The 13871-nt window shown below is 53.0% G+C and carries 15 protein-coding genes and 1 other RNA gene; 6 read left to right on the top strand and 10 right to left on the bottom strand.

Translation table 11 applies throughout. The features are described 5' to 3' along the window. Positions 1–47: 47 nt before the first annotated feature. The 8 genes from gcvH to G367_RS0116455 all read right to left on the bottom strand — a co-directional run bounded on the left by gcvH (position 48) and on the right by G367_RS0116455 (position 8774). Positions 48–434, bottom strand: a complete 387-nt coding sequence (gene gcvH / locus G367_RS0116490; RefSeq protein WP_020414262.1) for a glycine cleavage system protein GcvH — start codon at positions 432–434, stop codon at positions 48–50. 66 nt (positions 435–500) lie between these two features. Then, positions 501–1589 carry a glycine cleavage system aminomethyltransferase GcvT gene (gene gcvT / locus G367_RS0116485; RefSeq protein ID WP_026305189.1) on the bottom strand — a complete coding sequence of 363 codons (1089 nt, stop codon included), beginning with the start codon at positions 1587–1589 and terminating at the stop codon, positions 501–503. A 203-nt stretch (positions 1590–1792) separates the two neighbouring features. Beyond that, complete coding sequence (locus G367_RS0116480) at positions 1793–2908, bottom strand: CNNM domain-containing protein (RefSeq protein ID WP_020414260.1); 1116 nt, start codon at positions 2906–2908, stop codon at positions 1793–1795. Between the two features lie 173 nt (positions 2909–3081). Next, complete coding sequence (locus G367_RS25245; RefSeq protein WP_051089523.1) at positions 3082–4044, bottom strand: rhomboid family intramembrane serine protease; 963 nt, start codon at positions 4042–4044, stop codon at positions 3082–3084. 107 nt (positions 4045–4151) lie between these two features. Beyond that, positions 4152–5387 (bottom strand): UbiH/UbiF/VisC/COQ6 family ubiquinone biosynthesis hydroxylase, encoded by a 1236-nt coding sequence (locus G367_RS0116470; protein WP_020414258.1) that lies wholly within the window; start codon positions 5385–5387, stop codon positions 4152–4154. Positions 5388–5428: 41 nt separating this feature from the next. Continuing rightward, positions 5429–6670, bottom strand: a complete 1242-nt coding sequence (locus tag G367_RS0116465) for an FAD-dependent monooxygenase (protein WP_020414257.1) — start codon at positions 6668–6670, stop codon at positions 5429–5431. Between the two features lie 68 nt (positions 6671–6738). Beyond that, positions 6739–8088: an aminopeptidase P N-terminal domain-containing protein gene (locus tag G367_RS0116460; protein WP_020414256.1), complete on the bottom strand. Its 1350-nt coding sequence runs from the start codon at positions 8086–8088 to the stop codon at positions 6739–6741. After that, positions 8088–8774, bottom strand: coding sequence for a UPF0149 family protein (locus G367_RS0116455; protein ID WP_020414255.1), 687 nt, complete (start codon positions 8772–8774; stop codon positions 8088–8090). The genes G367_RS0116460 and G367_RS0116455 overlap by 1 nt, the downstream gene beginning before the upstream one ends. Before the next feature lie 74 nt (positions 8775–8848). Between G367_RS0116455 and G367_RS0116450 the strand changes: the two genes are divergently transcribed. From G367_RS0116450 to G367_RS0116440, 4 genes are all read left to right on the top strand, one after another. Then, positions 8849–9052 (top strand): TIGR02449 family protein, encoded by a 204-nt coding sequence (locus G367_RS0116450; protein WP_020414254.1) that lies wholly within the window; start codon positions 8849–8851, stop codon positions 9050–9052. Further along, on the top strand, positions 9052–9390 hold the full coding sequence (locus G367_RS0116445; RefSeq protein WP_020414253.1) for a cell division protein ZapA: 339 nt from the start codon (positions 9052–9054) through the stop codon (positions 9388–9390). Before G367_RS0116450 ends, G367_RS0116445 begins: the two co-directional genes overlap by 1 nt. 85 nt (positions 9391–9475) lie before the next feature. Then, a non-coding RNA gene (gene ssrS / locus G367_RS25735) (6S RNA) lies at positions 9476–9656 on the top strand. Positions 9657–9683: 27 nt separating this feature from the next. Continuing rightward, positions 9684–10262 (top strand): 5-formyltetrahydrofolate cyclo-ligase, encoded by a 579-nt coding sequence (locus tag G367_RS0116440; protein ID WP_020414252.1) that lies wholly within the window; start codon positions 9684–9686, stop codon positions 10260–10262. Positions 10263–10349: 87 nt separating this feature from the next. Here the strand turns inward: G367_RS0116440 and G367_RS26200 are convergent, their stop codons facing one another. Both G367_RS26200 and ilvA read right to left on the bottom strand, forming a co-directional pair. Continuing rightward, complete coding sequence (locus G367_RS26200; protein ID WP_157533578.1) at positions 10350–10487, bottom strand: hypothetical protein; 138 nt, start codon at positions 10485–10487, stop codon at positions 10350–10352. Between the two features lie 245 nt (positions 10488–10732). Next, the gene (gene ilvA / locus G367_RS0116430; protein ID WP_020414250.1) at positions 10733–12247 is read right to left on the bottom strand and encodes a threonine ammonia-lyase, biosynthetic; all 1515 of its coding nucleotides are present in this window, start codon (positions 12245–12247) and stop codon (positions 10733–10735) included. Between the two features lie 215 nt (positions 12248–12462). Here ilvA and rpiA point away from each other — a divergent pair, with 215 nt between their 5' ends. Further along, complete coding sequence (gene rpiA, locus G367_RS0116425) at positions 12463–13134, top strand: ribose-5-phosphate isomerase RpiA (protein WP_020414249.1); 672 nt, start codon at positions 12463–12465, stop codon at positions 13132–13134. 15 nt (positions 13135–13149) lie between these two features. Further along, on the top strand, positions 13150–13779 hold the full coding sequence (locus tag G367_RS0116420) for a transglycosylase SLT domain-containing protein (protein ID WP_020414248.1): 630 nt from the start codon (positions 13150–13152) through the stop codon (positions 13777–13779). Positions 13780–13871: the final 92 nt, after the last annotated feature.

The following is a 13871-nucleotide window of genomic DNA, read 5'->3' as shown; positions in this document are numbered from 1 at the left end:
AGCCGCTGCATTTGGCAGCGGCTTTTTTGTTTGAGATCAGGAAGTAATTACTCCGCTGACTCCTCGCGATACGCCTCGGCATCCAACATATTGTCCAGCTCACTCACGTCACTGGGCTTGATACGGAAGAACCAGCCATCATCGTAAGGGGAAGAATTCACGGTTTCCGGAGAGTCTTCCAGAGCCTCGTTCACCGCGACAACCTCACCGGAAACGGGGGAGTAAATATCGCTGGCAGCTTTCACCGACTCGACCACACCAGCCTCATCTCCTGCAGCCAGGGTGCTGCCAACTTCGGGGGTTTCAACGTATACCACGTCGCCCAGAGCATCCTGAGCGTGATCGCTGATGCCGATAGTTACGGTGCCATCCTCTTCCAGGCGCGCCCACTCGTGGCTGGAGAGGTATTTCAGTTCATTGCGGATTTCGCTCATGCTGTTATCCCTTGATTAAGCATCTGAATTTATTGTCTTGCCAACGCGTACACCTGCGGGCGACGCTTAAATAACCGATTTGCCATTGCGCACGAAACAGGGCTTCACCACCCTGACTGGCTGCAGCTTTTTGCGGATTTCCACCTCAGCGGTATCGCCAACACTGACCGGTACCCGCGCCATGGCAATGGAGTAACCCAGGGTCGGCGAGAAGGTCCCGCTGGTAATGATACCGCGCTCTTCTGTACCGTCTACCACCACCTGTTGGCCCGCCCGCAGTACACCGCGCTCCTCCAGGACCAGACCAACCAGCTTGTGCTTAACGCCCTGCGCTTTTTCTTCTTCCAAGACTGCACGGCCAATAAAGTTGCGGCCTTCCGGCTCCCAGGCGACGGTCCAAGCCATATTGGCCACCAGTGGGGAAGTCTCTTCATCCATTTCGTGGCCGTAGAGGTTCATACCGGCTTCCAGACGCAGAGTATCGCGAGCACCCAAACCACAAGGCGCTACGCCAGCATCGGCGAGAGCGCGCCAGAAGCCGCTGGCGTCCTCACCCGAGAGCATGATTTCCAGGCCATCTTCACCGGTATAACCGGTGCGCGCCACAAACCAATCACCACGGGCCACACTTTCAAATACTTTCAACGCATCGATTGCCGCAGTCCAGTCGATACCCAGGACTTCCTTGGTTTTAGCGATTGCATTGGGACCTTGGATAGCGATCATTGCAAGATGAGGACGCTCTGTGAGAGTCACATCAAAAGATTCTGCCTGCTTGTTCATCCAGGCTAAGTCTTTGTCGCGGGTCGCGCAGTTCACCACCACTCGATAACCAGGATCACGCAGGTAGACGATCAAGTCGTCGATTACACCGCCTTGGTCATTGAGCATACCAGTGTAGAGAGCCTTGCCAGGCTTGCCGTCTAGCTTGGCCACATCATTGGCCAGCAAATAACGCAGGTAGTCGCGAGCAGCGGGCCCATCGACATCTACTACGGTCATGTGGGAGACATCGAACATCCCCGCATCGGTGCGCACCTTATTATGCTCATCCAGCTGGGAGCCGTAGTGTAGCGGCATGTCCCATCCACCGAAGTCCACTATTTTGCCACCCATGGCGACATGTGTGTCAAACAAAGGCGTTCTGTTTCCCATCTTAATTCTCAGTCCGTCAGGTTCCGAAGCGGCGTATTCTAGCGGCTTGAGTACAGACCTTGCCAGCAGGCTATCCGCGGCGACATTTATGGTCAGCAAGCTTAGCAGCCGCCGGGACTAAAACCTGCGCAGAATGCCGGAGGCCGTCAAAGATTCCGCTGGTGCCACCGGTAGTAAAAAAAGTGGCATGAAGAGCGGATAGATTAGTCCCGCGGACGCTCACTCTCCTTATTGCTTTCTTCTGGTTTTTTCTCTTCTTGAGCCGATTCGTCCACCTTTAGACCATATTTTTTGGAGCGCCAACGCCACAACCGCTTAGCCAACTCCTGGCGATCAGGGGTTTTATCAGCCTCATCGACAATCTCTTCACCGAGCAAGGTCTCAAGAAGATCCTCAAGGGTGATCAATCCCTCAAGGCCACCATACTCATCCAGCACTGCGCTGATCTGCACCCGACGAGATAGCATTTTCTGGAAGGCCTGATAGATCGTGGCAGTTTCCGGCAGCATCAGCATCTCACGGCGGAAATCCTCCAACTTACGCTCGCGCTCTCCCTTGGCATAAGCAAGTAAAAGCTCCTGTTTAAGTACAAAACCTACAACGCAATCTGGATCGCGATTTTCATAAACAGGGATACGCGAGAAGCGCCCTTTTTCAACTTCCTCATAAGCCTCAGCCAATGTTGCATCCTGGGGCAGGGAAAAAACCACGGTGCGTGGAGTCATCACCTCTCGTACCGAGTGATCCCGCAGGGTAAAAAAGAGATTGCGTAAAATATTGGACTCACGCTGTTCCAGCTGGCCCTCAGCCTCACCAATCTCGGCCATAATCGCAAATTCATCGCGGCTAAAGCCGGTCAGGGTCGGCCCATGGGAGAGACCGCGGGTTAACATTTCAGACATTTTGACAAACGGATAGAGCAGCCAAACCAGCCCCCGCAACCCGTAAGCAGTAAATGGTGCCAGTTGACGCCAATAAACCGCTCCCAGGGTTTTGGGGATAATCTCAGAAAAAACCAGAATTAACAGTGTCAGGATCACAGAGGCAATTCCCAGGTATTGATTGCCAAAAACCGCCGTTGCCTGGGCTCCAGCCCCGGCAGCACCGGCGGTATGAGCGATGGTATTCAGGGTAAGAATTGCGGCCAGGGGCGCATTGATATCCCCCTTGAGTTTACGTAGCAGAGGGCCGGCCTTATGTCCCTCGCGCTCCAATAGTCGCACGTAGGGCGTTGTTACACTGAGAATGACGGACTCGGCTATAGAGCACAAAAAGGAGAAACCGAGAGCGATAAATACATAAGTAATTAAGAGAAGCATATATCCCTGGTTACAGAAAAACTGGAATTGAATTTTTGCGTACTGCCAACGACACAACAAGCCTGTAACAAGCTAAAAAAGCAAAAATATTATCAAATGGGCCAATAACAGCCGGACAAGGCCCCACTTATCAAAACAGGAACAACAAACGCAAGTGCACCTTAGGGAGCGGTTCAGCCTGGAATAAACTTCCGCCCCCCGCCCACAACGCAATACACTAAAGCAACGACCAAGCCGCTAACGAAGCCCCCTATATGTGCTGCGTTTGCAACCCCGACTCCGGTGAAAAATGTCACAACCCCCAAAGCGCATAAAACCAGCCAAGCCAAAGCCACGGTGATAATACCTACGGGAATATCACGCCATGCTGGCTGAAAACGCTGCACTACCAAAGCAAACCCTACAAGGCCATACACCACTCCAGACATACCACCAAAAAGAACCCTCGGCTCCCACAAATACTGGGAAAGATTGGAGGCGATAGCCCCGATAAGTACCAGCAACGTATACATGAGGCTGCCACCCCGGGCTTCCAATGGCCGACCTAATATCCAAATACCCAGAGCATTGAACAAAGCATGGGGCAGGGAAAAGTGCACAATAGCTGGTGTCAACAACCGCCACCACTGCCCATTTTGTAGATGCCAGGCAAGAGAGGAATCTGAGAGAGGATTGCCCGTTTGATCCGGGTAGATCAGCAAAGCACTGGAAAAATTATTCGCTTGCAGAAACCAGCCAACAAAACATAGTGCAATCAACAAGAGGCTGACTGGTGTCTTATCCAGGGGAAAACTTGGTAACACTGAGACTTGGTTATGTGCCTGTTCAGACGATACATTTTTTTTAGGTTGATGCGCTGATTCCGTCTCGGGATCATTCGCTTCAACTGCCGAATCAGGCGCACCATTTGGCTGAGCAGCTTGTAACTGGACCCTGTCGAGGTCAACTTCACCAGCATCCCAGCGCTGCAGCAGGGGTTTAAGTACTTCTGCTAGGTTGCCATCAAAGGTCATTATCTGCTGCCGGTTTTTCTCCTCAACGATTCGCAACGGCAGTTGATAACGTTGAATAAAATGCGCCAGTGCACAGAGATCCTTCGAAAGAGGAAAGGAATAAATAACTAACCACTGGCTCAAATCGGTAAACCCTTCTAATTGGATTGCCTGACATCACTCATTCCAACGGGCCCTTTTGCACTTAACGGCGCTATATTTTAACGGCAATTACAAGGGGCAAGCTCTCACTACACCGCCATGGCCCGCAGAATGATACGCTTTTTTAACATGGGGCTGGCGTCCACCATACTCAAGCCAGTATTGCGCAGCCAGCGCCAGTGCAAATCGCCAGCACCAAACAGAGATTTAAACGCACTCATGGCTTTTAAGGTTGCAGCATTATCCCCGCGGCGACGACGTTCGTAACGCGCCAACACCGAGGCGTGTGCAGGTTCCAGCCCGCGGGACAAGGCACGGTCTACTTCATCGGTGAGAACACGCACATCCTGGAACCCAAGATTCACGCCCTGTCCAGCCAGAGGGTGGATACTATGGGCCGCGTCCCCAACCAGCACGGCACCGGGGCCATGATAGCGCTCCGCATGGCGAGCACGCAGAGGAAAAGAAAAGCGCTCACTCACTGATTCGACTTTACCGAGCCGACTTTCGAAAGCTTTTTCCAGATTCAGAGCGAAGGCCTGGTCATCCAACATCAGCAGCTCCCGAGCGAGTGGGTCATCCGCCGACCAGACAACGGCACAGTGATTGTCATCCCCGAGTCCAGCTAGAGGCAGGAATGCCAGGGGGCCACTCTGCAGGAAACGCTGCCAAGCGGTATGGCGATGAGGCTTTTCGCAGCGAGCGACACATACCAGGGCTGCCTGATGATAATCCGTATCCTGGCAGCGAATTCGGAGCAGGTCTCGCACTTTAGAACGAGCGCCATCGGCCCCAATCAGCAGGCGGGTGCGCACTATCTCGGCCCGCTCACGCAACTCTTCTATGTCATTGAGCTGCTCACCACGCGGCTGTAAGTGCCAAAGCCCACAGTCTCGCCACCAACTTTCCAAACGAAAGCCATTGACCAGCTCCACATTCGGCAGTGCCTCAAGCCGGGCCCTCAAAGCAGCAACAATCACATTGTTTTCAACAATATGGCCGAGATTTGGTAATTGCACATCGCGGCTGTTAAACCTTACTGAACCGGTGCCATCGGCATCCCAGACTCGCATTTCCACATATGGGCAGGCGCGGCGCGCAGAAATCTCCGCCCAGGCACCAACCTCCTCAAGTAACTCCCGTGAAGCTTGAGTTAAAGCCACCACCCGCGGCTCATAATTTTGGGAAGGTTCCGGCACAGTCCCCTCGGAGGCCTCCAGCAGGGCAAGACGCATATCCGGGTGGCGCACCGCCAACAGTGCGGCCTGGGCCATCCCCACCATACCTGCGCCAACAATGGCAAAGTCCAAACGGTGTCTATTCATATTCAAGCCAATTCCGCTGTTGCACCCTCACAAGGGCACCGTTAAAGCCCAAATCCTGCCGCCTGGCTGACAAACTCCGCTCTCAGCGGCGGTACCAGTGTAAGGCCGAGCAAACCCATTTGGCGCACAACTTGCTGAAAGGGGTTCTCTGATGTGAATAGTGACGGTATTTGGTCACTAAACCCAACAGTCAACTGCTGGTCAAAACTGCGACATCGACCATAGGCCCGCAGGCGATCCAATTCTGCTTTTGAACCCTGCGCAGGTCGATCGCCCGCTAAAGTCTGTGCCAGGGCATAGCAGTCGCGCAGAGTCAGGTTAAACCCCTGCCCGGCTACCGGGTGCAGGAAGTGCGCGCAATTACCAACCAAAACCAGGTTGCGGCGCCATTGCTCCCGCGCTAAGGACAGACTGAGCGGGTACCCCTGTAGGGCTCCAGCCCGCTCAAAACGGCCCGCACGCCAGCCAAAATTTTCTTGCAGACGCAACAGGCGCTCCTCCTCCGACAGCGTAAAGAGGGCTACCGCCTCATTCTCTGGACAAGCCCACACCAGTGCAGCGCGATGTTGTCCCTGTCGTTGCTGCAAAGGCAGCAACGCCATAGGCCCCAAAGCGGTAAATCGCTCAAAAGCGACGCCACCATGGTCCCGCTGTAGACCAACAGTAGTGACCAGGGCCCTCTGTTGGTACTTTACCGTATCAATTTCTATACCCAACTGCCGACATAGGGGCGATTCCACTCCATCGGCAATAACCAGTAACCTGGTGGTCAATTTATATTGAAAGCCCTGCTCAGCGGCACTCCAATTCAGGTGTGCCCCTGCGGAATCCATTCGAACCCGGCTGACCCTAGCGGGAGCCAACAATTGCACCGCTGTATCCGCCAAAGCGCGATGCAGGATCGGCCCAAGCGCAGCATTCTCAATCACAGCACCGAGCATGCCCTGGAAGCTTGCTTGCTGCTGTGTATGGGTGGACAGAGATGCGCCAAAAGAGTGGCCACGGTCACTCACTTGGATACGCTGGATGGGCGCACAATATTCACGTAAGGCGGACCACAAACCCAGCTGTTGGAATAACTGTAAGCTGCCAGCGGCGATAGCTGTGGCGCGGGTGTCAAAGCTGGGCAACTGGACACTGGCAGAGGCATCAGGTAGCGCTCTCTGTTCCAGCAGTGCAACACTCAGCTGAGGGCAAAAATGTGCCAGCATAAGCGCCAGACTGGCACCGGCCATACCCCCACCAACGATAGCCACATCAAATTGTTGACCTGCCTCAGTCATAAAACTCCCCCAGGCTCTCTATCCATCAATGTAAAGGGCCCGTAAGCCGCAAACTCTTAGTGCTATTTTTAGCGGGTCAGTAAATCCCGCCCATGACGCATTGCATATTCGATCTCTTCTACAGACTTTGGCGCTGCGGCGGATAGGACTTCCACCCCTTCGCCAGTTAGGGCCACGTCATCTTCAATGCGAATACCAATTCCCCGAAACTCTGTTGCAACGCTCTTGTCGTTCAAGGGCACATAAATACCCGGCTCGATGGTCATCACCATGCCGGGCTCCAACTGGCGCCAGGCGCCATGTACCCGGTAGTCTCCGACATCGTGTACATCCATTCCCAACCAGTGGCCTACCCGGTGCATATAAAAGCGCTGGTAAGCACCTGCTTCAATCAAACTCACTAAGTCGCCTTGCAACAGCCCCAGATCTACCAACCCCTGAGTAATTACTTCAACGCTAGCTATATGAGGCTCATCCCAATGGTTGCCGGCCTGTACCCGCTCGATGGCAGCCAGCTGCGCGGACAAAACAATTTCATACAGTGCTTTTTGTGCGCCATTAAAACGGCCATTCACCGGATAAGTTCTCGTGATATCCGCCACGTAACCGCGATACTCACAGCCAGCGTCCACCAACACCAGATCGCCATCACTCATCTTTGCCTGGTTGCTGCAATAATGCATAACCAAGGCATTGCGACCACTGCCGACAATGGTTGGGTAGGCCGTCTCTCTTGCACCAGCATCGACAAAGGAATGCAGCAGGGTCGCCTCCAGTTGATATTCATAGAGGCCTGGCTGGCAGCGTGCCATGGCTCGGCGGTGTGCTGTAGCACTGATTTCTGCCGCTTGCGCCATCAGACGCAGTTCCTGCGCGCTCTTAATCAAGCGCAACTCACGCAATTGGTAATCCAAGTCCACCATCTCCGGGGCACCCTTGCTGCCTGGAGCCTCGGTAATATTTTGCAAATAGCTGCGAATACGCCGGTCGAGGTGGGCATAGCGTCCCATGGGAAAATAAATACGTTCACGCCCTTCCAGCAGCCCAGGCAAAATGTCATCGAGATCACCTATCGGAAAAGCATCAGATAAACCAAGCCGCTGCACAGCCTGTTCCGGGCCAAGCCGCGGCCCATCCCACATTTCCTTTTCCGCATCGCACTCCCGACAAAACAACAGGGTTTCGCCCTGGGTGCGTCCCGGCACCAGAACCAGCAGGGCTTCAGGCTCTTCAAACCCACTCAGGTAGAGAAAATCACTGTCCTGGCGGAAGGGGAAGAAAGTATCGCGGGATCGCAGTTGTTCACCAGCCGAAGAGACAATCGCCAAGCTGTCTGGCGCCAGTTCAGCCATCAGGCGGGCGCGACGACGGATATACTCCGTCTTGCTGATTACCGCTTTTTTTCCGCTACTGGACATTAGTGTACAGTTGGACCGCTATCGGATTGCTTGCCGCGCACTTCGGTGAAGATATTGAGTACCGCGACGCGCACGTACTCCTGTAATTCCAGCAGCTGTTGTTCGTTCTCCTCACTCTCCTCTACATGATCGGCATCCACTTGTGAAATTGCACCAATGTCCTTCAGAGCTTCATCGCTGGTGGGAAGCAGCTTCCCCTTGGCACTACCAATACCGAAACCGTGTAAAAAACCTTCGCACCAATGCCCTAGCGCAAGAGTACGCGCGACAATATCGTCATCGTCACAGAGCACCAGTCGGAAAGAAAAGTCGGTATCACTGAGCTGCTTTTGGCTCTCTTTCGCTAATTGCAGAAAATCCTTGTTTAAATCCGCCGGCACAGCCTCCAAATCGAGAAGTTCCGCCAGTTCATGCTGCCAGCGTTTTTTGTCCGGCTCCGCACCTGCAGCCAATATGCCACAGATAAAGCCGTGCAGTTCACTGGGATCCGCCTGGCCGCCGGCCGAGAGAATAGCATTAGCAAGAAGCTCAAATCGGTTGGTTTCTGATGTCATAGTTACCGTGCAATTTTTCTTGATCGGGATATATTCAATGCGTGCAATAGCAGCAGCATGGAAAAGAACTTGTGTTTTCAGGACAATTTTGTGATTGCCCGCGCAGGTGGAGCGATTGACCCACCTTTTCACCGGCAATATAGTAGCGGAATCCCTCGCAGTCTGTCGTGTTGCGAACCCAGACGTCGACCCCAAACGCAGGAAATATGGATAAGCTGCAAGCGTTAGAAAGCACTGTGGATTCACTGATCGCCCGCTGCCAACAGCTGGCCGAAGACAATCGTGAACTGCGCCGGCAGGAAGCCGACTGGCTACGCGAGCGCCAGCGCCTGATAAAAAATAATGAGGCCGCCCGCTCGCGGGTCGAAGCTATGATTAATCGTCTTAAAGGGCTAACGCAAGATTCCTGATGTCTGACTCCGTACCAACATCTGAAACAGTCACCGTATCTATTCTGGGCAAAGAGTACCGTGTGGCCTGTGCAGACCACGAGCGCGCAGGCCTGCAGGCTTCCGCGCACCTTCTGCACGAGCGCATGGCGCGTATCCGCTCAACGGGTACCGTTATTGGCATTGAGCGTATCGCCGTTATGGCCGCACTGAATATTGCTCACGAATTGATCCAGGCCAAAGCAGAATTGAGTAGTATTCCTCTCCAGGAGGAAATGATCGACCGCCTAAAGGACAAAGTACAAAATGCGTTAGGTGAGATAGACCCGGAGCAGGAAACCCAGTCACCGCAAGGATAAAGGTATACGCCTTCCTAATTACAGGCACAACAATTTCCTTTAAATTTCCAGTTAACACCCCCCCCTGCCCAAGTTATAATTAACCTATACCCTGGGGTGTTGGCCAGCAGACTATGTCCTTGAGCCGATAATCTTACCCCGGTGGTTTCCAGCGGGTGCTGGTGCGCAGGTCCGCCATGCAGCGGAAAGCCTTATGTACTCCGGATCCCACCACCTTGAACCTTACGGTTCAAGGCTCCGTCTACAGCCGCACACTCGGGGTTCCTATTTCATCTCCAGTCATTCCCCTACTAATGAGTGAAAATAAAACGCAACTGCGCCAACGTATGCGTGCGGGACGGCGGGGGCTCAGTGCTTATCAGCAGCGTTTGCATGGTCGTGCAGCAATTACCTTATTGAGCCGAATACCACAGATAAAACGCGCCCGCCATATCGGTATGTTTTGGCCTATGGATGGTGAACTGGATGTTCGTCATTTGTTACGGCGTTATCCCAATAAGTATTTTTACTTGCCGGTACTGCCTGTAGAGCCACATCCGCACCTCGGCTTTAGGCGCTGGGCTGGCGAACCATTGTCATTCCGAAATCGCTTTAATATTCCCGAGCCGGTACGCAGCCCCAGTCGAGCACCGAATTTATTGGATTTGGTACTGGTACCGTTGGTGGCCTTTGACCCCAGCGGCGCCCGCCTGGGTATGGGTGCAGGCTTTTACGACCGAACTTTCGAACACAAACTACTGCTGCCGGGTACCGGGCCACAGCTGATTGGCGCTGCCCACCAACTGCAATGCGTGGAGCAATTGCCGACGGACAATTGGGATATACCTTTGGATATGGTGGTGACAGAAAAGCGTATCTATCGCTGCCGTTAATGTTGGAGTTAAAACAAAAAAGGCCGAACACTTTAAGTATTCGGCCTTTTTTGCTGTTTCGTGGGCAGAGCGCCCCCCGGCATCAGCCTAACGGGTAACCACTCCCTGTTGCAGAGCAGCCGGTGGCTCAGATTCCGAGGCAAATACCTCGGTCAAACCACTGGTGCTCAGCAGAACGCCCGCGACAAAGACAACCACAGCGATTGTCAGCGCATCGGCTTTCATTGGGACCATCCTGTACAATCAATTTTTTTGTTATATGCGTTTCGCCTCGCATATGACCTGAGCCATAGCAAAAGTTCCACGATCAAAGAAGATACTGAAGAATCGGCGTGATAGTAACTGTTTATTGGATAATTTATGCGTTTTTTGTCGCATTTTTACGCAAAGGGGTTCGACAAAGCAGAAATTACAGTCTACACCCCAATAACTTCTGAGACGCTTAACCCAATTAAAGGTTTCTCTTCACCTCAGCTACCCAAGAAAAAGCGGTAAGCTGGATTTTCCGTTTCATCCCAAAAGGGATATTGCAGCTGCTCAAGTAAATCCAAAAGTTCTGTGCGAGCCTCGGGCTCGACTTGCAACCCAACCAATACCCGCCCATACGCAGCACCATGGTTACGATAGTGGAACAAGGTAATATTCCAGCGGCCGGCCAAGTGCTCGAGAAACTTCCGCAAGGCTCCGGGCCGCTCAGGAAATTCAAAGCGGTATACAACTTCATCGTGTAATCCAGGTACCCGCCCCCCCACCAAGTGGCGAATATGTAACTTTGCCATCTCATTCTCGGTAAGGTCAGTTACCCGATAACCGCCCTCTTTAAGCTTGTCGACCATCTGGCGCCGATCGTTATCGGTAGCCACCTGCAGGCCAACAAAAATATGTGCCTCTTCATCTCCTGCATAGCGATAATTAAACTCGGTAATAGCCCTGTCACCTAAGTCACGACAAAATCTCAGGTAGCTGCCTGGGCTTTCGGGAATACGAACCGCAAGTACCGCCTCGCGCTTTTCGCCAGTTTCTGTGCGCTCGCTAATATAACGCAGCCGATCGAAGTTGATGTTGGCTCCGCTACAAACAGTGGCGAGAGCCGAATTGCGGCAATCAGTCTGTTCAATAAACCTCTTCAGCCCCGCCAACCCAACAGCCCCAGCCGGCTCGGCGATAGAACGGGTATCCTCAAAAATATCTTTAATCGCTGCACAGATCTCATCGGTACTCACGGTGATCACACCATCCACTGTTTCACTTAGAACTCGGAATGTCTCCTCACCAATTTGCGCTACGGCAACACCATCAGCAAACAACCCTACTTGGGATAGGCGCAAACGCTCTCCACTTTCCAGGGCAACTTTCAAGCATGCGGCATCTTCAGGCTCCACCGCATAAACCTTTGTTTCCGGCCTTACATACTTGATGTAGGTAGCCATGCCGGCAGCCAGCCCACCTCCACCCACGGGAATAAATACAGCTTCAAGGTTGCCAGAGTATTGGCGCAGCATCTCCATAGCCACAGTTCCCTGGCCAGCGATCACATCCGGGTCGTCATAGGGGTGTACAAAAACCAGGTCGCGTTCCTTCACTAGTTTCCTGGCACGCGCGGCAGCCTCATCAAAGGTATCCCCGTGTAATACCACTTCAGCTCCGCGCATTCTCACAGCATTAACTTTGATCAGAGGTGTGGTCTTCGGCATCACAATCGTTGCACGCACCCCCAACTGGGCTGCACCCAATGCCAATCCCTGAGCATGATTGCCAGCCGATGCCGTGATTACCCCACGAGCACGTTGCTCAGGGGGCAGTTGTAACAACTTGTTATAAGCACCGCGAATTTTGAAGGAAAATACTGGCTGCAGGTCTTCCCGCTTGAGCAGAATGCGGTTACCCAGGCGGTGGGATAGCTGGCGCATCGGTTCTAATGGCGTCTCGGTGGCGACATCGTAAATGCGCGCGTCTAAAATGCGCTTGATATAAGACTTGGGCATGATGTGTATCGGCTGCCGTTGCGATTAATTTCTATGCACGACTCAGGAAAGCCTAGTAGCGTAAGCACTGGCAAAACACTCCCAGCACGCGCAACACCGGCAGGCCAGTCTAAGTCTTGATCAGCACAATTGCCAACAATTTGGCCTTATTGCGCTTTTTTTTGTCGAAAGGTAAAAATAAAGCATAAATAATTGCACAGGAAACTATCCAGAGTATGACCCAGGATGAACTGAAGCAGGCCACTGCCCGCGCCGCTATAGACTATATCTCCCCTCGCCTGGAAGCTGACTCCATCGTCGGAGTGGGCACAGGCTCCACAGCCAATTTCTTTATCGACTATCTGGCGGAGATCAAAGGCAAGTTCGACGGTACTGTCGCCAGCTCAGAAGCCTCGGCACAAAGGCTAAAATCTCATGGAATTCCGGTCTATGAGCTGAATAGTGTAGATAGCATCCAATTTTATGTAGACGGTGCCGATGAAGCTAATCCGGCACTGGAACTAGTCAAGGGAGGCGGTGCCGCCCTAACTAGGGAGAAGATTGTCGCGGCTTGTTCCGATGAGTTTATCTGCATCGCCGATGAGAGTAAGTCTGTAAAGATCCTTGGAGACTTCCCACTGCCGGTGGAGGTGATTCCCATGGCGCGCTCCCTGGTAGCCCGAGAGCTGGTCAAGCTCGGCGGGGACCCGGTTTACCGCCAGGGGGTTATTACCGATAACGGCAATGCAATTCTCGATGTGTACAATCTAAAGATCGAACAACCTGTCGCACTGGAAGAAGCAATCAATAATATTACCGGTGTGGTTACCAATGGCATCTTTGCCAAGCGCCCAGCAGACTTGCTACTGCTCGGAACCAGCACCGGAGTCAAAACCATCACCGCCTAACTGTGCAGTAAATTTATGCAAGAAAATAATAAAAAAAATGGGATTCTGGTGGCGCTGCTTGGCGCCACTGTCCTGAGCGTGGGCTGCGCCACTAGCCCACCCAGTAACCCTGACAATATCTGTTCTATTTTCCGCGAGAAAAAAGGCTGGTATGACGACGCCAAGGCGGCAGAGGAGGAATGGGGCTCCCCGGTTGCAGTGATGATGGCAATCCTGCATCAGGAATCGCGCTTCGTACATGATGCGCGCCCACCGCGCAGCAAGATACTGGGCTTTATTCCCGGACCCCGCCCCTCAGATGCCTATGGTTATGCTCAAGCACTGAAAAATACTTGGCGCGGATATCAACGTTCCACATTTAGTTATGGTGCGGACCGGGATGATTTTGGCGATGCCATAGACTTTGTCGGCTGGTATAACAACACGAGTGCGCGCCGCTGCCAAATCCAGTCCAGAGACAGTTATCACCTGTATCTGGCCTATCACGAAGGACACGGTGGTTTTAATCGACGCAGCTTTAAAAATAAGGCCTGGCTCAAGAAGGTGTCACATAAGGTCTCCGCGCGTGCCCAGCGCTATCAGCAACAACTTAATAGCTGCGAGCAATCCCTAAAGAGGCGCAAGAAATTCCTCGGTCTTTTTTAGGTCCAACCAGTCGAGATCAAAAATTCGCGCGAGTGGCGGGGAAAGGCGCCACGTCCGCGCCGAAACTGGCTACCCTGAAACTAATGTCCCAT

Source organism: Microbulbifer variabilis ATCC 700307, from assembly GCF_000380565.1.
GTDB classification, from domain to species: Bacteria; Pseudomonadota; Gammaproteobacteria; order Pseudomonadales; family Cellvibrionaceae; genus Microbulbifer; species Microbulbifer variabilis.
Note: the sequence above shows the minus strand (reverse complement) of the source record. Positions and strands in the feature narration are given on the sequence as shown.

Bases quoted from the DNA above. Each gene is read 5' to 3' on its own strand.
- G367_RS26200 (WP_157533578.1), bottom strand. From the start codon at position 10,487: ATGAAAGCCGATGCGCTGACAATCGCTGTGGTTGTCTTTGTCGCGGGC.
- G367_RS0116460 (WP_020414256.1), bottom strand. From the start codon at position 8,088: ATGTCCAGTAGCGGAAAAAAAGCGGTAATCAGCAAGACGGAGTATATC.
- G367_RS0116480 (WP_020414260.1), bottom strand. From the start codon at position 2,908: ATGCTTCTCTTAATTACTTATGTATTTATCGCTCTCGGTTTCTCCTTT.
- ilvA (WP_020414250.1), bottom strand. From the start codon at position 12,247: ATGCCCAAGTCTTATATCAAGCGCATTTTAGACGCGCGCATTTACGAT.
- G367_RS0116445 (WP_020414253.1), top strand. From the start codon at position 9,052: ATGTCTGACTCCGTACCAACATCTGAAACAGTCACCGTATCTATTCTG.
- G367_RS0116450 (WP_020414254.1), top strand. From the start codon at position 8,849: ATGGATAAGCTGCAAGCGTTAGAAAGCACTGTGGATTCACTGATCGCC.
- G367_RS0116465 (WP_020414257.1), bottom strand. From the start codon at position 6,670: ATGACTGAGGCAGGTCAACAATTTGATGTGGCTATCGTTGGTGGGGGT.
- G367_RS0116420 (WP_020414248.1), top strand. From the start codon at position 13,150: ATGCAAGAAAATAATAAAAAAAATGGGATTCTGGTGGCGCTGCTTGGC.
- rpiA (WP_020414249.1), top strand. From the start codon at position 12,463: ATGACCCAGGATGAACTGAAGCAGGCCACTGCCCGCGCCGCTATAGAC.
- gcvH (WP_020414262.1), bottom strand. From the start codon at position 434: ATGAGCGAAATCCGCAATGAACTGAAATACCTCTCCAGCCACGAGTGG.
- gcvT (WP_026305189.1), bottom strand. From the start codon at position 1,589: ATGGGAAACAGAACGCCTTTGTTTGACACACATGTCGCCATGGGTGGC.
- G367_RS0116440 (WP_020414252.1), top strand. From the start codon at position 9,684: ATGAGTGAAAATAAAACGCAACTGCGCCAACGTATGCGTGCGGGACGG.
- G367_RS0116470 (WP_020414258.1), bottom strand. From the start codon at position 5,387: ATGAATAGACACCGTTTGGACTTTGCCATTGTTGGCGCAGGTATGGTG.